General features: G+C 69.5%; 21 protein-coding genes and 3 pseudogenes. 12 read left to right on the top strand and 12 right to left on the bottom strand.

Going from position 1 to position 15,791, the window contains the following annotated elements; translation table 11 throughout:
- The first annotated feature begins 14 nt into the window (after positions 1 to 14).
- The 4 genes and pseudogenes from ACFQVC_RS30990 (at position 15) to ACFQVC_RS31005 (ending at position 2,689) form a co-directional block, all read left to right on the top strand.
- Positions 15 to 863, top strand: coding sequence for an ANTAR domain-containing protein (locus tag ACFQVC_RS30990; RefSeq protein ID WP_381836785.1), 849 nt, complete (start codon positions 15 to 17; stop codon positions 861 to 863).
- Between the two features lie 49 nt (positions 864 to 912).
- Positions 913 to 1,641: an ANTAR domain-containing protein gene (locus ACFQVC_RS30995; protein WP_381836787.1), complete on the top strand. Its 729-nt coding sequence runs from the start codon at positions 913 to 915 to the stop codon at positions 1,639 to 1,641.
- A 430-nt stretch (positions 1,642 to 2,071) separates the two neighbouring features.
- A pseudogene (locus ACFQVC_RS31000) lies at positions 2,072 to 2,360 on the top strand (transcriptional regulator); the annotation flags it as partial.
- 143 nt (positions 2,361 to 2,503) lie between these two features.
- Positions 2,504 to 2,689, top strand: coding sequence for a hypothetical protein (locus tag ACFQVC_RS31005; RefSeq protein WP_381836789.1), 186 nt, complete (start codon positions 2,504 to 2,506; stop codon positions 2,687 to 2,689).
- Between the two features lie 126 nt (positions 2,690 to 2,815).
- Here the strand turns inward: ACFQVC_RS31005 and ACFQVC_RS31010 are convergent, their stop codons facing one another.
- Positions 2,816 to 3,289 carry an Asp23/Gls24 family envelope stress response protein gene (locus ACFQVC_RS31010; protein ID WP_381836791.1) on the bottom strand — a complete coding sequence of 158 codons (474 nt, stop codon included), beginning with the start codon at positions 3,287 to 3,289 and terminating at the stop codon, positions 2,816 to 2,818.
- 427 nt (positions 3,290 to 3,716) lie between these two features.
- Between ACFQVC_RS31010 and ACFQVC_RS31015 the strand changes: the two genes are divergently transcribed.
- The 4 genes from ACFQVC_RS31015 (at position 3,717) to ACFQVC_RS31030 (ending at position 6,387) form a co-directional block, all read left to right on the top strand.
- Positions 3,717 to 4,163 carry an STAS domain-containing protein gene (locus tag ACFQVC_RS31015; protein WP_381836793.1) on the top strand — a complete coding sequence of 149 codons (447 nt, stop codon included), beginning with the start codon at positions 3,717 to 3,719 and terminating at the stop codon, positions 4,161 to 4,163.
- The gene (locus ACFQVC_RS31020; protein WP_381836795.1) at positions 4,160 to 4,822 is read left to right on the top strand and encodes a hypothetical protein; all 663 of its coding nucleotides are present in this window, start codon (positions 4,160 to 4,162) and stop codon (positions 4,820 to 4,822) included. The genes ACFQVC_RS31015 and ACFQVC_RS31020 overlap by 4 nt, the downstream gene beginning before the upstream one ends.
- Before the next feature lie 17 nt (positions 4,823 to 4,839).
- The gene (locus tag ACFQVC_RS31025; protein WP_381836797.1) at positions 4,840 to 5,586 is read left to right on the top strand and encodes a GAF and ANTAR domain-containing protein; all 747 of its coding nucleotides are present in this window, start codon (positions 4,840 to 4,842) and stop codon (positions 5,584 to 5,586) included.
- Positions 5,587 to 5,670: 84 nt separating this feature from the next.
- Positions 5,671 to 6,387 (top strand): ANTAR domain-containing protein, encoded by a 717-nt coding sequence (locus ACFQVC_RS31030; RefSeq protein WP_381836799.1) that lies wholly within the window; start codon positions 5,671 to 5,673, stop codon positions 6,385 to 6,387.
- 56 nt (positions 6,388 to 6,443) lie between these two features.
- On the opposite strand, the gene ACFQVC_RS31035 is transcribed toward ACFQVC_RS31030, so the two are convergent.
- The 10 genes and pseudogenes from ACFQVC_RS31035 to ACFQVC_RS31080 form a co-directional block, all read right to left on the bottom strand.
- A complete protein-coding gene (locus tag ACFQVC_RS31035) occupies positions 6,444 to 6,731 on the bottom strand; it encodes a hypothetical protein (protein WP_381836801.1) in 288 nt (95 codons plus the stop codon).
- Between the two features lie 224 nt (positions 6,732 to 6,955).
- Positions 6,956 to 7,777, bottom strand: a complete 822-nt coding sequence (locus ACFQVC_RS31040; protein ID WP_381836803.1) for a SigB/SigF/SigG family RNA polymerase sigma factor — start codon at positions 7,775 to 7,777, stop codon at positions 6,956 to 6,958.
- Positions 7,778 to 7,961: 184 nt separating this feature from the next.
- Entirely contained in the window at positions 7,962 to 8,324 is a 363-nt protein-coding gene (locus ACFQVC_RS31045) for a PB1 domain-containing protein (protein ID WP_381836804.1), read from the bottom strand.
- A complete protein-coding gene (locus ACFQVC_RS31050) occupies positions 8,321 to 8,950 on the bottom strand; it encodes a hypothetical protein (RefSeq protein ID WP_381836806.1) in 630 nt (209 codons plus the stop codon). The genes ACFQVC_RS31045 and ACFQVC_RS31050 overlap by 4 nt, the downstream gene beginning before the upstream one ends.
- Before the next feature lie 929 nt (positions 8,951 to 9,879).
- Complete coding sequence (locus ACFQVC_RS31055) at positions 9,880 to 10,089, bottom strand: DUF1206 domain-containing protein (RefSeq protein ID WP_381836808.1); 210 nt, start codon at positions 10,087 to 10,089, stop codon at positions 9,880 to 9,882.
- Between the two features lie 142 nt (positions 10,090 to 10,231).
- Positions 10,232 to 10,567 (bottom strand): annotated as a pseudogene (locus ACFQVC_RS31060) (DUF1206 domain-containing protein); the annotation flags it as partial.
- A gap of 232 nt (positions 10,568 to 10,799) precedes the next feature.
- Positions 10,800 to 11,339, bottom strand: coding sequence for a DUF6328 family protein (locus tag ACFQVC_RS31065; protein WP_381836809.1), 540 nt, complete (start codon positions 11,337 to 11,339; stop codon positions 10,800 to 10,802).
- Between the two features lie 66 nt (positions 11,340 to 11,405).
- Positions 11,406 to 12,250, bottom strand: a pseudogene (locus ACFQVC_RS31070) (YhjD/YihY/BrkB family envelope integrity protein).
- A gap of 179 nt (positions 12,251 to 12,429) precedes the next feature.
- Positions 12,430 to 12,789 (bottom strand): ANTAR domain-containing protein, encoded by a 360-nt coding sequence (locus tag ACFQVC_RS31075; protein ID WP_381836811.1) that lies wholly within the window; start codon positions 12,787 to 12,789, stop codon positions 12,430 to 12,432.
- 9 nt (positions 12,790 to 12,798) lie between these two features.
- The gene (locus tag ACFQVC_RS31080) at positions 12,799 to 13,068 is read right to left on the bottom strand and encodes a hypothetical protein (RefSeq protein WP_381836813.1); all 270 of its coding nucleotides are present in this window, start codon (positions 13,066 to 13,068) and stop codon (positions 12,799 to 12,801) included.
- Between the two features lie 773 nt (positions 13,069 to 13,841).
- Here ACFQVC_RS31080 and ACFQVC_RS31085 point away from each other — a divergent pair.
- The 4 genes from ACFQVC_RS31085 (at position 13,842) to ACFQVC_RS31100 (ending at position 15,470) form a co-directional block, all read left to right on the top strand.
- Positions 13,842 to 14,027, top strand: a complete 186-nt coding sequence (locus tag ACFQVC_RS31085) for a hydrophobic protein (RefSeq protein WP_381836815.1) — start codon at positions 13,842 to 13,844, stop codon at positions 14,025 to 14,027.
- 87 nt (positions 14,028 to 14,114) lie between these two features.
- Positions 14,115 to 14,288, top strand: coding sequence for a CsbD family protein (locus tag ACFQVC_RS31090; RefSeq protein ID WP_381836817.1), 174 nt, complete (start codon positions 14,115 to 14,117; stop codon positions 14,286 to 14,288).
- Between the two features lie 142 nt (positions 14,289 to 14,430).
- Entirely contained in the window at positions 14,431 to 15,051 is a 621-nt protein-coding gene (locus tag ACFQVC_RS31095) for a hypothetical protein (protein WP_381836819.1), read from the top strand.
- Positions 15,048 to 15,470 (top strand): hypothetical protein, encoded by a 423-nt coding sequence (locus tag ACFQVC_RS31100; RefSeq protein WP_381836821.1) that lies wholly within the window; start codon positions 15,048 to 15,050, stop codon positions 15,468 to 15,470. The genes ACFQVC_RS31095 and ACFQVC_RS31100 overlap by 4 nt, the downstream gene beginning before the upstream one ends.
- 112 nt (positions 15,471 to 15,582) lie before the next feature.
- On the opposite strand, the gene ACFQVC_RS31105 is transcribed toward ACFQVC_RS31100, so the two are convergent.
- The coding region (locus ACFQVC_RS31105; RefSeq protein WP_381836823.1) for a fatty acid desaturase family protein at positions 15,583 to 15,791 on the bottom strand (209 nt) is incomplete at its 5' end.

The following is a 15,791-nucleotide window of genomic DNA, read 5'->3' on the forward strand; positions in this document are numbered from 1 at the left end:
CGTATTCTGCTGGCATGACCCTGGGGGGCAGCGCCTCGGAGAGCGCGGCGAGGGCATGGAGCCGCGCCGCGCGTGCACGCGCGCGGGCCGCCGACTGCGAAGAGGCCGCAGCCCGGCAGGAACTCCTCGCCGAACGGACCGGACGTGAGATCCACCGCGAGACGGCCGCCGGACTGCGCAGGATGGCCGGGTGCCATCGCTCGGCGGCACGCATCCATGAGTCCTTCGCCCGCCGGATGGTGGGCTGGTCGGAGAAGGACGGCGACCGCCCTCTTTTCATGACCGGCGTCGCCGAGGCCTGCGGCGCCCGCAGCGCCGCACTCACCCTGATAGGCGCCGACCAGAGCCAGCTCGCCGTCGCCGCCTCCGACCAGCCCTCGCGCGCCGCCCAGGAGCTGGAGTTCCTTCTGGGCGAGGGGCCCGCCATCGAGGCCACCCGCGTCCTGCGCCCGGTCTACGCCACCGGCGCCGCGGTCGGCAGACGCTGGCCCGAGTACGCCGCGGGCCTCGCCGCCCTGGGTCTCACCTCGGTGGCCGCGCTCCCCCTGCAGTCCACGGAGAGCTGTATCGGCGCCCTCGCGGTCTTCGACGCCCACCCTGGGCTGCTGACCTCCCCGGTCTTCATCGGTGTCGCCGACGCCCTGACCAGCACCGTCCTCCTCAGCCCCGACCCCGAGCCCGATCTGTACGGCGACACCGACCACCGCGCCGCGGTGCACCAGGCGGCCGGCATGGTCTCCGTACAGGCGCGCTGCTCCGTACCCGACGCCCTGGACCTGATCAAGGCCAGGGCGTTCGCCGACGGACAGTCGACGCAGGAGGTCGCGGCACGCGTCGTCGGCGGAGAGATCACACTCACGTGAGCCCGCCACCCACCACTCTCACCGACAACCCGCTGCGAAGGGAGCGGCCATGAGCACTGCGGAACAGCGCCTCGCCGATGCCTTACTCGACCTGGCCACCGACGGCCCCACCGACCGCCCCTTCGAAGTGCCGTCCCTCCTGGCCCTTTTGACGGCCCATGCCACCGGACTCCTCGCCGACTGCGCGGCCGGCGCCGTCGCCCCACCGCACCACGGCGAGGGCCTCCACGTGGCGGGCTCCCCGCCGGCCGTGCACCAGCTGGAACTGGACGCCGCGGGCCGCGGCGAGGGACCGGGACAAGACTGCCGCCGCTCCGGAACGCCGGTGCGCCCCACACCGCTCGACTCCCCCGTGGCCAAGCAGCACTGGCCGCACTACGCAGCCCGCGCCCGCCGCCTCGGCCACACCCACACTGCGGCCCTCCCGCTGCGCGGAGAAGCCGACAGGCACGGCGCCCTCGTCCTCCTCGCCCCGCGCCCCGAGCCCCTCTGCGCCAGGGCCCTGTCCCTCGCCGAGTCCCTGGCGCGCATGGCCGCCGTGACGCTCGGCCACGAACGCGCGGCCCACGCGGAGCGCACCCGGGTCGATCAGCTGCAGCACGCACTGACCAGCCGCATCCTCATCGAGCAGGCCAAGGGCGTGCTCGCCGCACGGCGCTCGGTGCCGGTGGACGAGGCCTTCGCCCTCATCCGCAGACAGGCCCGCGCCGAGCAGCGCCTCCTGACCGAGGTGGCGCGCGAGGTGATCGAGGGCCACAACGCCCTCACCACCGGCTGACCCACCACAGACGACAGGGCCGTCACGGTCTTCCGTGGCGGCCCTGATTCAGGCATACGCGCAGGTCGCATCGTTTCTGCAACCCTGGCGCCCGGTGGGGCGGGTGGGGCTCGAACCCACGGCCGACGGATTATGAGTTCTTCTCGGATCTTCCGATCGCTCCCGGATCTTGCTGCGACCGTCCCATAATCGCAGGTCAGAAGGCTGATGACGTCCGCCTTCGTCCGTAGCCTTCCTGATCCTTACGGGTCCTTCCGTCCACTGCGAGTCCACTACGGGCCGATCGTGCCCCCCCTTCACACACCGCAGACATGACGCGCTCAACCATTCGCGCAGGTCGCAGGCGTCGTGCAGGAGGGGATTTGAACTCTGTCGCAGCGGAGACTCTTACCGGCGCAGCGGGCTCCCGCCCTCTGTACCCGGGGGTAGAGCCGAGGCCGCGCGGGCGAGAGTCGACCGCTCCCGCGTGATCCACGAACCGGGGCACCGGTTCGTGCTCCTGGTCGAAGAACGAGCTTGTCGTCGTAGACGTGGAACGTCTCTCGCGGCCAATGGGTTCGCTCTGATGGCCAGCCGAGCTGGTATCCGCGCGAGTGAAAGTCACCCAACCCTCGGAGATCGACCTGTACCTGAAGGCGTTCGAGCAACTGCAGAGCGTGGCCGTCTACGGCGCCGAAGCCCGCACCTTGGTCGTGCACGCCGCCGAGACCCTGGGCTGAGGATGGCGCAGGGCCACCATTTCTCCTTCGTTCTCCGGCGCGGAATCCGCATGACTGACCGGCGCCGTCCGGGGAACCCGGCCGGCAGCGGCGCAGCCGACGGGTTCACGTGTGACTCGCCGTCCACCGGCAGGAGAAGTCAGATGCTGGCATTCGCGGCAGCCGTGCTCTTTGTCATCGCCTGGGTCATCCACGTCACCGAGACGTCGACTGAGGTGATCTTCAGTCCGACGAGCCTGATGCTCGTCGGACTCGCCCTGCTCGCCGTGCACTTGGGCGGTGTGGGGGCCGGGTGGTCTCCCCGGCGAGGCGGCGGGCGCCGGCGCTGAGCGGTGTAAGCCATTCCATTGTCTGTAGTCAGCGGCTTCGGACTCAGGGCTCGTCGTGCCCATGAGCTACGCGGCGCGCGGCCACCAACTGATGGTGGCCGTGCGTTCCCGTCTGGGTGTATGGAACTACTCGACCCGGCTCTCGCCGGCGTCCGGCTCGTCGTCGTCCGGCAGGTGTACGTCGTTGACGGCGATGTTCACCTCGACGACTTCCAGGCCCGTCATCCGTTCCACCGCGCCGATCACGTTCTCGCGGACCTCTGTGGCGATGTCGGTGATGCTGATCCCGTATTCCACGACGACCTGAAGGTCGATGGCGGTCTGCTTCTCGCCGACTTCGACCTTGACGCCGCGCCCCACGCTCGCGCGCCCGCCGGGAACCCGGTCGCGCATCGCACCGATGGTGCGGGTGAATCCGCCGCCCAGGGCGTGGATTCCGGGGACCTCCCGTGCGGCGATCCCGGCTATCTTCTCGACCACGCCGTCCGCGATGGTCGTCTTGCCGCGCAGTTCCGATGCGGCCGGCAGCACCGTACCCAAGCCGGTGCGGGGCCTACCGGGTTGGGCCTTCTGCAGGGTGGAACTGTTCGGCTCCGTCATGGGAAGCCACCTCCTCGGGCGGTGCACGGACCGGCGTACCCGGACGGTCGCCGACGGCCGCGTTTCGCCCTGCCCGTCCAAGTTCCTTGCTGGACAACGAATATGCGAGCACGGGGCCACATTCTCGATACCCAAGCGTGCACGGCTTCTGGCCGCTCCGTCGGGCCGGTCCGGGGACTATGCTGAGAGACGGACGTCCCAGACCCCGGCGGCTCGTTGTTGTTCCACACAGATGGCCGCGGGAGCGGATTCTTCGTCCCCTCACCCGGCACATGCCCCTGGAGGGGCTGGGCGGGTTCCTCTTCTGCCGGAACCGGCCTCCGCCCGCCTCCGCCGTACGTACACCCCACCGAGAGCACGCCAAGGGGCCAAAGAGCCCGGCTCCGCCATGCGGCTCTGTCCGGTGGGTCTTCCGAACCGAGGCGTCATGGCCCTACCGCAATTGAACGTCTACCGGCACGACCGGAACAACCGGGCCCTGATCACCCTGGCCGGTGAGATCGACCTGGAGTCCGTACCCCTGCTACGCGAGACGCTGGAGCGATGCCTGCGCGACGGCATCCGCACGATCGACGTCGACCTCACCCCGGTCACCTTCTGCGACTGCACCGGCCTCAACGCCTTCATCGAGGCGTCGCAGCAGACGGTCGAGGCGGGAGGATGCCTCCAACTGCATTATCCCTCGCCCTTGTTGGCGCGGATGGTCAGCCTCAGCCGCTCCGGTTTCCTGCTCCAGGGCCGTCCGCCTGCCCAGAGGTCTCCCGCTCTCCCCGCTGCCCTTCCTGTGGCCACCTCGGCCCCGCTGCCGACGGCGCGCTTCGAGCCGCAAAGCCTTGCCCCGGTCGCACCTACGGCATCGGGCGGTGTGCGGTGAAGGCCCGGCCCGGCCGAGGACTGTCCCGAAGGCCCAGCGGCGAGCCCTCCACCCAGGACGGGGTGCGGCTGCGCCGGGTGAACCGCTGGCTCGCCGAGGACATGCGTGAGGACCTCGCCGACCTGTACGAGAAGTCCTGCGCGACCGTTCCCAGCGAGTCCTACCGCAGGCGCAGCCGCCTCGACTTCCTGAGCCGCCTCAGCGACGACACCCGGCGTCCGGGGTTCGCCATGGTGATCGCCGAGACCCAGGGCATCGTGGGATGCGCCTGCGGATTCCCGGTCCGCAGTGACGGCTTCTGGTGGCGCGGCTTCGACGGCGGGCTGCCCCGCAGCGTCGAGCAACTCACCGAGTCCGGGCGGGTGTTCGCCATCACCCATCTCCTGATCCGTCCACGTACGCGGGAGAGCGACGTGGCCCGCAGTCTGCAGGAGCGGCTCCTTGCCGATCACCAGGCGTCGCTGGGCGTCACCCTGGTGACTCAGGATGATCGCCCTGCACTCGTTTCCTTGCGGTCCTGGGGATGGCGGGACCTGGGGGAGATCCGGCAATCTGCCGGTCCCGCGGTGTTCCGGGTGCTGGTGCTGCCCATCGGGGAACGAACAGTCCTGAGGTTGGAGGGACTTGCCCGCCATGCCTGGACCCGGTGGCCCGGGTGACGTCCAACGGGCGGTCCGTGCGGATCCAGCTTCTGGTCGCCGAGGAGGCGGCTCGGCGCGGTGGTCAGGTCGGTGTGGGTGATGTGTGCGCCGCGGCCGTGGCCACCCTGCCGGTGAGCGGAGCCGGAGTGTCGGCAATGTTCCGGGCCGGCGCCAGCCACCCCCTGTGCAGTACCGACGACATCAGCGGGCAGCTGGAAGAGCTGCAGCTCACGCTGGGCGAGGGCCCATGTGTGGATGCCTTCACCCGTCAGTCCGCCGTCCTGACGCCGGATCTGCGGTCGCATGAACTGCAGGACTGCTGGCCGGTGTTCGCCGATGCGGCCCTCGAGACCGGAGCACGCGCGGTCTTCGCCTTCCCTCTGCAGGTCGGCGCGATCAGGCCAGGAGTCCTAGACCTGTACGCCGACTTACCCGGCATGCTCGACGTGGAGGAACTGGCCGATGCCCTGGCCTTCGCCGACACCGCCACCCTCGTCCTGCTCGACACACAGATCGACGCGACAGGGGCACCGTCCGGCAACAGAGCAGCGGACGCAGACCCCGAGGAGCTGGGCGGATACCGGGCCGAGATCGACCAGGCCACCGGCATGCTCACGGTCCAACTCGGCGTCGGCATCGAGGAAGCCTTCATCCGGCTGCGCGCCTACGCCTTCGCCCACGGCCGCCGCCTCTCCGACGTGGCCTCCGACGTGGTGGCCCACCGGCTCCTCCTCAGTCCGGATACGTACCCGGACCCGGCGGATGGCCGGGACGATGTATGACGTCCCCGGGTTGTTCCACGGATGCACTGCGTTGCTCCTGCCGCCCCATTTCTGCGGCACTAAACTCAATAGAGGGTGTGTCCAATGAATGATCAGCTTCTTGCGGAGACTTTCGTCGAACTGGCCGACAACCTCGTCGCCGACTTCGATCTCATTGATTTCCTACGCCTGTTGACCGACCGCTGCGTCGGCATGCTCGACGTGACCGCCGCCGGCGTCCTCCTTGCCGACCACGACGGTGAACTGCGCGTCATGGCCGCCTCCGACGAGCAGGTACGCCTCCTGGAGCTCTTCCAGATCCAAAGCAACGAAGGCCCCTGCCTGGAGTGCTTCCACACCGGCGCACCGGTGGCCGTGGCGGACTTGAGCACGCAGACCGCGCGGTGGCCGCGCTTCACCGAGGCAGCCCACCTGTGCGGGTTCGGCGCGGTCCACGCCGTACCGATGCGCCTGCGGGACGAGGCCGTCGGCGCCCTGAACCTCTTCCGCGCCACGTCGGGCCCCTTCGACCCGCTCGGAGCTTCCATCGCCCAGGCCCTGGCCGATGTCGCCACGATCAGCCTGCTGCAGCAACGCTCCACCCAGCGCACCACCGTCCTCAACGAACAGCTTCAGACCGCGCTCAACAGCCGCGTGCTGATCGAGCAGGCCAAGGGCAAACTCGCCGAACGCCAGGGCATCGACATGGAACAGGCCTTCAGCGCGCTGCGCGGCTACGCCCGCGCCCACAACCGGCGCCTGTCCGATGTGGCCCGTGCCTTCATCAACGATGATGAGCCGCTGGCCGGCCTGGGTGCCTGACCCGCGCAGCTCGGGCGAATGCGTGAGGGAACGGTGTCGCGAGGACGAGGCGGGCGTCAGGCCCGGTTGACCCGTCCGGCGATCGCGTGGCCGATCAGGAGATAGACGAGTGCAGGCAGACCGTAGTTGACCACGGCGCGCCAGTTGTCGGACTCGATGGTGAACAGGCCGCGCGACCAGCCCGAGAGCCAGTTCGCCGCATCGCGCATCCAGTCCACCAAACCGTTGGCAGTGTTGGCGTCGAGCAAGAAGAGGGCGATCCAAAGGATCAGAATCAGTGCTGCGATGTCCGCGATGAGGAGGATGACCGTCCCCGCGGGATTTCCGCCGTAGCGTCTGGCCATACCCGACGACTCGCCTCAATAGGCTGGTTGAAACCTCAGGCGGTGCCGAATGACTGGCCGGTACAGGGGAATACGGACGACAGCGACGCGGACCTCGCCCATCCGGCATCCACCGCTTCGGCCTCGCATGCGCCCGGCACAGCGGAGAGCGTCTCGTTCTTCGCAGTGCGGCGAACCGAGGACGACTTGATCAGGCCCCGCTCGTAGGCTCGCTCAAGCTGACATCACGAAGCCTTCCCCAGCCCGTCGGTGTCAGCCATCACCTGGTCCCGCAGGCGCGCACAGGTCACGCTGATCAGGCGGGATACGTGCATCTGGGAGATGCCGAACCGCTCGGCGATGCTGCGCTGCGTCATCTCGCGGAAGAACGTCAGATAGAGGATCTGCCGCTCGCGCTCGGGCAGCGCCGTCAGCAGCGGCCGAAGTGCCTCACGGTCGACGATCCAGTCGAAGCCGGGCTCGACCTCGCCGAGGGTGTCGGCCAGGCTGCGGCCGTCGTGGAAGTAGACGGGCCCAGCATCCAGCGACAGCAGGGCGAAGCTCTCCAGGGCCCCTTGTCCGAGGCGCACCTCCGCCTCGGTCAGGCCCGTGCACGTGGCGATCTCCCGGACCGAGGGCCCTCGGGCGTCGAGCGAACAGCCCAGTTCCTGGCCGGCGGCCCTGACCTTCATACGTAACTCCTGTACGCGTCGCGGCACGTGTACTCCCCAGAGGCCGTCGCGGAAGTGCCGTTTCATCGCGCCGAGGATCGTCGGTACGGCAAAGCTCTGGAACGCGGCACCGCGACCCGGGTCGAAGCGGGTGACTGCCTTGACCAGGCCCAGGTGGGCGACCTGAACAAGGTCTTCGAAGGACTCCCCTCGATGCCGGTACCGCCGGGCGAGGCGTACGGCCATCGGCATCCAGGCACACACCACCTCCTGCCGCAGCGCGGACTTCTCCGGGCCGTCGGGCAGGGTGGCGATACGGGCGAACGCGGCGGCGGTGTCCGGGGCGTCGTCGTGGGGATGGGTGCTGCGTGCGCTCTGCGCGGGTGCGTATGTCATGGACGCGTGTCTCCCCGGTCGGTGGTGTCACTGACCGTGGGAGCGGGCAGACCGCGGCGCGCTGGGGAGCAGTGTCAGCTGCTCCCACGGGCGTGCCTCCGGTCCGAAGCACAGCGGGCAGGTTCCCGCATGAGGCACCCTCAAACAGACTGCCTGTCCTTTCCGCGGACCAGGTGGACTCGGATCAGATCCGCAGGAGTCGTTCGGCGAGGCTGCGGTATTCGCGCAGTGCGGTGCGCAGGTCCTCGGTCTCGGCATCACCGGCCGAGCCCTGCCAGGACTCGCGCAGCATGGCGTGGCGCTCGCCGAGGATCTGGCCGACCTTGGCGATGAGTTCGCCGAGCAGCGCGTCGGCTTCCTCGACCGCGGGCCGCGGTGCGTCCACGAAGCCGTTGACGGCGTGCTGGAGGCGCAGCTGCAGCTTGTCGCGCTCCCCTGGCGGGAGCGCCGTGCCGGGCTCCGGCACGGAGGTGGGCTGCCGGGGCTCGGACATCGACATGGGCTCCTGAGGATCGGGCCTGTGTGCAGGCTGCTGGGGATCGGTCATGGTGTGCTCCCTCGGCTGGTGTCGCGGCGCCGCAAGGTCCCCCAAGGGCGCCGTTCGGGGTCGTCGCTGTGGTGGGTGGCCGCGTCCGCGGGCCGCTCCCCGGCAAGGTCGTCGTAGCAGGCACGGGCGTTCACGAAGAGCTCGCGCAGCTCCTCCGTCCTGGTCCCGCCTCCGTCGGCGCGGTGGACGGCCGCGTGCAGCCTGCGGTAGCTCTCGACGTGCTGCGGGTGGTGCACCGAGAGCGCGGCGAGCTGTTCCCGGTACGGATCGGCCGGGAACCCGCGCTCCTGGGCGAGCCCGCCGAGGATCCCGTCGGCGTGGGCGGCCGCCTTGGCGGGGTCCTCGACGAACTCCTCCTGGGCGTAGGACCATTCGGCGGCGTACTGGTCGTACGCCTCGGCCGTCAGCGGGTGGATCTTCAGGGCGCCGTAACGGTGCACCCGCCCGTCGAGGTCCTTCTTGGCCGCTTTGGTGTCACCGTCGTACTGGGCCACGGTCCGCCCGTACTCCGGACCGAAGCGACGGCGCAGTCCGCCCGCGCCCTCGCCCGCGAGGAACCTGATGGCGAGCAGACCCGCGATGAGGATCACCACCACGAGCAGGGCGATGAGGAATCCGGTGGACATGGTGTGCCTTCCGGTGGAGGAGCCCGCACTTCGGGCTGTGCACGAACGGGTAGCCGTGGCCCGCGGCGGCAAACGGAACGGCCCGGCGGAGGTCTCGTACGGCACCCGCATGACTGGATGAGGGGCCTCCACAACGCTCCCCCGACCGGAGCAGGCGGGCGGCCGACTGCGTTTTCGTCACCGAGGCGGGTACCCGGCGGGCATGAGAGACCTCCGCGTACCCGGCACACGGCACGTCGAAGATGTCGTCTCGGCCCACCCCTGGCTGCCGTGGCTGGCCAGTGCAGCGGTCATGGCCTGTCCGGCAACCGCCGTGCCCGTCGTGCCGCCCTGCGCGGCACCGGTTCACTGGCCCTGGCGGCGGCCGCCGCTGCCATCGCCGCCAAGTCGCCATCGGGGCGACGGACTTCGGAGCAGTACGTCGGGAAAGCGCGCCCCTGCGGGCACACAGCCTCCTCCGCCGCTTTCGTGACCGCTGCGACGCTGGAGTCGCCCTGGCTGGGGGCCGCCCTCGCTCCCCTTGCCGCCGCAGCCTCGACGACGGCCTGCTCGACCTCCGCATCGTCGACGGAAGGCACCCCTTCGCCCGCACCCGGCTCATCACCGCGTTCCTCACCGGAACCCTCGCCCGCTCCCGCGTCTACCAGGCCACCACCGCGACCCGGCTGCGTATCGACGGACTGGGACAGACCGGGGACTACACCCGCGACGGGGAAGTCGGCCCAGCCGCCGACACACTCATCCTCGACAAGGCACCACGCGCGCTCACCGTGTACCTGCCGGCGCCTCAGTGACCTCGTGCCTTCGAGGCCGGGCCGCAGAGCCGGTCTGGATCTCTGCACCGGCTTCTTGCCGATCCACCAGTGGGCGGCGGTCTGTTCAACCCCAGTTGATGCATGTCTGTGCCCGATGCCGGTTCGGGGTGTTGTTCACAGGCGGCGCCAGCGCGCGGAGGCGAAGGAGAAGACGCCGAAGAGGATCAGTCCGATCGCGACGGCGACGAGCAGCCACGGCCCGACCGGGGTCTGGGTGAAGCTGCGGAGTGTGGCGTCCACGCCTTTGGCCTCGTCGGCGTCGAACTGGATGGCTGCGATCAGGATGAAGATGCCGGCCGCGGCGAACACGGTGCCGCGGGCCACGCCACCGCCGACGCCGAGGCCGGTGACGATCTGTTTCGTACGGGGGGGTCATGGCGGTGGTGTCGAGCTGGCGCAGGAACTTGCGCATGGCCGCCCGTGCCGCGAGCACTACGCCGATGCCGATCAGGAGGCATCCTCCTGCAGCGACCAGGACCTGGCCGTAGGCCAGCTTCAGCACAGAGGCCGTCCAGTCCTTCGACTTGGCGTTGCCGCTGGAGCCCTGGCTGCCGCCGGCGGCGTAGGTGGCGGTGGCCCAGCAGATGAAGCCGTAGAGCAGTGCCCGCCCGCCGTCGAGGAGTCGCGAGGGAGTCTTCCGGTCCGGGCCCCTGGTCAGGACCGCTCGGGAGGCTCGCCACAGGGTCATGGAGCCGAAGCCCACGACCAGCGCCCACAGCATGATCTTCCCGAAGGGCTGCTCCGCGATTTTCGCCAGTGCGCCCTGCCGGTCCGCCGACTTCCCGCCGCTGCCCAGGGCCATCTGGAGGGCGAGTGCGCCGATGAGGACGTATACGACGCCGCGCGCGGTGAAGCCCGCCCGTCCCGCGGTGGACAGCGTCTGGTTCTCCGCGGAGCGCCGGGTTGCGGCGGCTCCGGTCCGTCCCTTCCCGCGTGCTTGAGATGACGTCACGATGCTCTCCCCGAACGGTGGGTGCGCGATACGCGTCCGCCGCAGTCGAGTTCCCCGGGCCCGGAGTTCGATGCTCTCGGCGTCACCGTGGGAGCAGCGGCCTGTCGCGGCCTGGGTCTGCTGCTGGGGCGCGGGCCGCGGCCTGCGCGGCGCGCTTCCTGACGAACTGCGGCAGCAGCCCCCACAGCCCACCGCACACCAGTAGCGTCGCACTCCCCGCGATCGTTCCCTCGACCCGGCCGAGTACGACGTCGACGACGAGGAGCACGGAGCCGGTCATGGCCAGCATCAGCACGCTCATACCCGCCCCGGCCAGGCGCGAGGAGGTGCGTACGATCTCGGGCTTGGCTCCGCGCTGGAACAACGTGCGGTGCAGCGCGGCCGGCGTGCTGAACAGGGCCGCAGCGAGCACCGCGAGCAGCAGCGTGGTGATGTACACGGCGCGCTGCGGGGTGTCGAGGGTGGCGAAGCGGGGTGTGAAGGCCAGGGTCAGCAGGAAGGCGAACAGGATCTGGACCCCGGTCTGGATGATCCGCAGCTCCTGGAGCAGCTCGGCATAGTTGCGGTCGGCCTGTTCCAGCCTGGTCTCGTCGCGCGGCGTACGGGACGCCTTCTCGGCCATGCCCGGACGGGTTTCCCGTAAGCCACGGATCAGTCCCGCACCGGCGAGCGCCGCGTTGTGCCGGCATCAGGTATGTCTCGACGTCCGCTGCTTCACGGCATGCACCACGCGCGTGAGTTCCTCATGCAGCACACGGCCGGCCAGCGCCCCGCCGAGAACGACGACGCCCACGCCCACCAGCCAGGACTGGATGACCAGGACGGTGCCGAAAGGACCGTAGGTGACGGCGCTGGAGGCGATCAACGGCGAGAACACGAAACGGGAGAAGACCCGCAAGCCGAGAAGCCCGAGTGCCGTGGCCACTGCGCCGGGCAGCAGGGCACGCCAGGCGACGCGCCCGCCGAGCAGCATGTGCTGCGACCACCAGAAGAACAGGACCGTGCTCAGCATCGCGGCCAGTGTTCCGACCTCCGAGTGGCGCCACAGGGTGGTGGTGGCCGACAGGTAGAGGCAGCCGATGAGTACGGCGAGCCACAGCACCTGCCGCCACCTGGCGTACCAGCGGGCAGAGAGCAGCTCCCAGATCTTCTCGTAGCCGGTCTGCACGGCCGCCCCGAAGGAGAGACCGAAGACCGCCAGCGCGGCGAGACCGAACGCGGTCGTGGTCTGCAGCACCTGGCCGGGCGGAGAAAACAGCTGCCGGATGCGTTCCCGGGCGGCCGCCGACACCCCGAGCCCGTCACTCAGCCACTGCGCGAACCCCCGCCCACGCTCCGGATGGTCGCGGAAACGACGATCAGCAGGGGCACCAGGGTGAGGAATCCCAGCGCCGCGAATCCCAGGGCTCGTGGCCCCAGCTCGACATCGTTGCTGCGCCTCCATCCGCGCCCGGCGGGCGAATCACGGATTGCACGACGTAACCGGATGATCTGAGACGGACGATCCGCGGTATCGGGAGAATTCTTCGGCATGCATGTCGACTACCACTGCGGCGGGGCCGCCGACAGTCCTGCCTCCGGCACCGCTGGCGGTGTGGGTCTGCGCGCTGCGAGGCGGGCAAACCGACAGGGGCGTTCGACGGCCGGCGCGGACGTAGGCACCGGCGAGTTGGGACAACAGCTCCCGGTGCCGCCCTTGTGACGGTGGTCCGTCATGCTCGGTCGGCTGTGTGAAGGCGCCGCAGCGCCCGGCGCAGCTCCCGTCGCATCTGTTCGGGGAGCGGCTCGCCCTCAGCCGTGGCGACCAGGGCGGCGGCCACGTCCCGGAGTTTGACGTTGCAGTGCTGCGAGATGTCCACCAGCAGGCCCCAGGCCCGCTCACTGGAACACGGCGCCAGGACCATCACCATGCCGCGAGCCTGGTCGATCAGCACATGGCCGGCCAACGCCCGGCGCAGCGTGTCGTTCTCCGCCCGGAGCATGACGATGGCCGGTGCGAGACCCACATTCCCCCAGACCACGTCGGCCTTCAACGCCCATCGCTCTTCCCGTGTCCCGACCCTCCGGGGCATGACGCCTGCCTATCCCTGCTGTTGACGGTCGCGACGGTCCTGGCGCATCCAGCGCCCACGGCGCTGGCGCCGGTACCGGCGGTCCAATCGCTCCTCGTGATCGCGATCGTCCCGGTACTGCCCGTACTCGGAACCACCGCCACGGTGCCGGCTTCCCGCGCCGCCCATGCCGTAGTAGAGGTAGCCGAAGATCAGCGCGGCCGCAGCCAGCCACCACAGGGCATTGAGGAAGCCCAAGGCGAACAGGGCCATGATGAGGATGGCGAGCAAGAGGATCACGGCGGGTCTCCCGGAGCGAGGGGGTCCCTGCTCAATGGGGTCTCCCCCTGCTCGGCCAAAGCCGAGAGCCTGGGGGAAGAAGGCGAGAGCTTGGGGAATGGTCATCGCTGCCGGGGGCCGGGGCTTCACTCCTCAGCGTAGTCCTGGCCATAGGTTCCGGATAGCTTGCGACGTCACCGCGTACGCCCGGGCGCAGATGGCCACTTGACACCTGTCCAGCCAGAACAGCAGCGGCTAACCTCCACGGTGCCGCCCCGGCCCCCGGCAGCGACGAGCAGAAATCGCGCTCCCCACGGGGGCGCACCCTGCGCACCGGCCCCGGAACCCCACCGCGTCCCGCACGTGCCTCCCCGCCGTCGCCACGCCGTCCGGCCCAGCCTCCATGCGCCCCGTGCGGGCAGCGATCCGCTGCCCGCCCCATCGCACGCTTCTCGACAGCAGGCGATACGCATGTACGCGCTTGTCCTTCTCGTGCCCTTCGTCCTACTCGGCACTGTGATGGGCCTGTCCTGGTGGGAGGACAAGGTTCTGCCGCTAACCGCGCCGGACGAAGCCCCCGCCGAGGCTCCGTCTGTCCCGGCGGCCCCGGCCGCCCATCCCGAACTCCTGGCAGACACCGGTTCGTTGACAGGAGATGCTCCCGGGCGTTGACTGACAGCACGGCGCAAGGCCATGCCGCTCCGGACCGTTCGGACGCAGCGCATTCCACCTTCCCACTTCGCCCGGACCCCGCGGATACCAGGAACCTCTCCGCGCGATCTGGAGGCCCGGCGATGCTCTTCTGGATTCTTCTCCTTCTGGTGATTCTGGTGATCTTCGGATTCGGCTTCACCATGCAAGTCCTCTGGTACGTCGCTGCCGTGCTGCTGATCCTGTGGATCATCGGCTACGTCAGGCGCGGCCGCGGCAGCGGTGGCCGCAGCCGTCGAGGACGCGGGTTCAGCCGCAGTCGCGGATAGCCCGGCACCACGCTCCGCCACTCCCGCAGGACCTGACACCGCCATCGTGCGCGGGAGCCATCCCGACGGACCAACCCGAGGACGGCCATGAGCATCGGACGAACGATCAGGAACACGACACAGGCCATGAAAGGCAAGTTCACGAGCAAGTCCGGACGGGCCACCCGCAACAGGCGAATGCAGCGGGAAGGCAGGACCGACCAAGTCTCCGGCAACCTGAAGCAGTCGGCCCAGAAGGCGAAGGACGCCTTCCGACGCTGATCCACAACGCCCCGGGTGGTGGCCACGGCACGTGGGCACCGCTCGGCCGGCAGCAATAGGGCACAACTCAAAAGAGGTTGATGGAAATGCAGCGGCACAACATTCAAGGCCCGAACTTTAGAAGGCAGCCATGCTCGTCGTCATGATCATCGCTTTGGTCGTCGTCATCGCGGCCGCCCTCTTCTTCATCGAACGCGCGCGCACGCGCACTCCCGGCGGCGGCAGGCGCAACCTGCAGCGGCGCTTCGGACCCGAATACCAGCGCACCGTCGTCCGCCACAACGACGATGTGAAGGCGGCCGAGCGGGAACTCGGCGAGCGCGTAAAGCAGCACGGCTCCCTCCAGGAGCAGCCCCTGCCGCCCGAGGTCCGCGAACACTACGCAGCCCAATGGGCAGTCATCCAGGAACAGTTCGTCGAATCGCCGCACAAGGCGGTCACCGAGGCCGACACCCTCCTCGTACGGCTGGCCCAGGACCGGGGCTACCCCGACGGCGAGCAGTTCGAAGAGCAGTTGGCCGCCCTCTCCGTCCACCACGCCCACTACGTCCACGGCTACCGCACCCTGCACACGGCCGCCCGCGGCCAGGTCGGTACCGAGGAGATGCGTGAGGCCATGATCGCGGCCCGGAGCCTCTTCGAAGCACTCGTCACCGAACAACCCTCCAGCGCCGACCAGCGCGATCAGGAGTCCTCGGACGGCCGCGGCCACACCTCGTGGACGCCCTACCGACGCCACGCCAAGGGAAGCGGCACATCATGACGTACGACCCCGAGCGCGCACAGCAACCCGCAACTGCCGGCAGCCCCGAACCCGCTCAGCGGCACACCCCGCAGGCACCTCACGCCGAATCTGCCCGCGCACCGCACGAGTCCGGCATCAACGCCGGTGCCCCTGGCAGGAACCAGGCCACGATGCTGATCCCGCAGGGCGACCGGGACAAGCTCACCATGCGCCTTCAGCACGCCCTCAGCACCTTCGTCGAGAACCCGCGCCAAGCGGTGCAGGAGGCCGACAGCACCTTCGACGAAGCCGCCACCCAACTGGCCGACGCCCTCACGGAGCGGCGCCGCACCCTCCGCGCAGGCTGGCAGGACCAGGACACCGAAGCACAGACCGAAGAACTCCGCCTCGCACTACGGCAGTACCAAGAAGCCACGGAACGCCTGCTGCACGTGTGACCGCCGACCGCCCCGTGGGCGGGACACGGCACAGAAATACAGCCGCCCGCGTTCCGCTCCGAGGAGAGATCGCCTCGGAGCGGAACGCGGGCGGCGAAGGCCAGGTTCAGGTTCAGTGGGCCGGCAGGGTGAAGCGCAGGATGCGTCCCCAGGTGGAGGCGTACTGCCGCCACAGCGGGCCGGTGACGTACGGGATGTCGTACTTCTCGCAGAGTTCTCGCACCCGGGGCGCGATCTGGGCGTAGCGGTTGCTGGGCAGGTCGGGGAAGGCATGGTGCTCGATCTGGTGGCCGAGGTTGCCGCTGAGGATGTGGAAGAGCC

Origin of the sequence: Streptomyces monticola, assembly GCF_042665355.1 — a bacterium.
In the GTDB taxonomy this organism is placed as follows: Bacteria; Actinomycetota; Actinomycetes; order Streptomycetales; family Streptomycetaceae; genus Streptomyces; species Streptomyces monticola.

Excerpts from the sequence above, each read along its gene's own strand:
- ACFQVC_RS31075 (WP_381836811.1), bottom strand. The coding sequence starts at position 12,789 with ATGCCCCGGAGGGTCGGGACACGGGAAGAGCGATGGGCGTTGAAGGCC.
- ACFQVC_RS31005 (WP_381836789.1), top strand. The coding sequence starts at position 2,504 with ATGCTGGCATTCGCGGCAGCCGTGCTCTTTGTCATCGCCTGGGTCATC.
- ACFQVC_RS31040 (WP_381836803.1), bottom strand. The coding sequence starts at position 7,777 with ATGACATACGCACCCGCGCAGAGCGCACGCAGCACCCATCCCCACGAC.
- ACFQVC_RS31090 (WP_381836817.1), top strand. The coding sequence starts at position 14,115 with ATGAGCATCGGACGAACGATCAGGAACACGACACAGGCCATGAAAGGC.
- ACFQVC_RS31095 (WP_381836819.1), top strand. The coding sequence starts at position 14,431 with ATGATCATCGCTTTGGTCGTCGTCATCGCGGCCGCCCTCTTCTTCATC.
- ACFQVC_RS31045 (WP_381836804.1), bottom strand. The coding sequence starts at position 8,324 with ATGACCGATCCCCAGCAGCCTGCACACAGGCCCGATCCTCAGGAGCCC.
- ACFQVC_RS31015 (WP_381836793.1), top strand. The coding sequence starts at position 3,717 with ATGGCCCTACCGCAATTGAACGTCTACCGGCACGACCGGAACAACCGG.
- ACFQVC_RS31010 (WP_381836791.1), bottom strand. The coding sequence starts at position 3,289 with ATGACGGAGCCGAACAGTTCCACCCTGCAGAAGGCCCAACCCGGTAGG.
- ACFQVC_RS31100 (WP_381836821.1), top strand. The coding sequence starts at position 15,048 with ATGACGTACGACCCCGAGCGCGCACAGCAACCCGCAACTGCCGGCAGC.
- ACFQVC_RS30995 (WP_381836787.1), top strand. The coding sequence starts at position 913 with ATGAGCACTGCGGAACAGCGCCTCGCCGATGCCTTACTCGACCTGGCC.
- ACFQVC_RS31065 (WP_381836809.1), bottom strand. The coding sequence starts at position 11,339 with ATGGCCGAGAAGGCGTCCCGTACGCCGCGCGACGAGACCAGGCTGGAA.
- ACFQVC_RS31050 (WP_381836806.1), bottom strand. The coding sequence starts at position 8,950 with ATGTCCACCGGATTCCTCATCGCCCTGCTCGTGGTGGTGATCCTCATC.
- ACFQVC_RS31085 (WP_381836815.1), top strand. The coding sequence starts at position 13,842 with ATGCTCTTCTGGATTCTTCTCCTTCTGGTGATTCTGGTGATCTTCGGA.
- ACFQVC_RS31030 (WP_381836799.1), top strand. The coding sequence starts at position 5,671 with ATGAATGATCAGCTTCTTGCGGAGACTTTCGTCGAACTGGCCGACAAC.
- ACFQVC_RS30990 (WP_381836785.1), top strand. The coding sequence starts at position 15 with ATGACCCTGGGGGGCAGCGCCTCGGAGAGCGCGGCGAGGGCATGGAGC.
- ACFQVC_RS31035 (WP_381836801.1), bottom strand. The coding sequence starts at position 6,731 with ATGGCCAGACGCTACGGCGGAAATCCCGCGGGGACGGTCATCCTCCTC.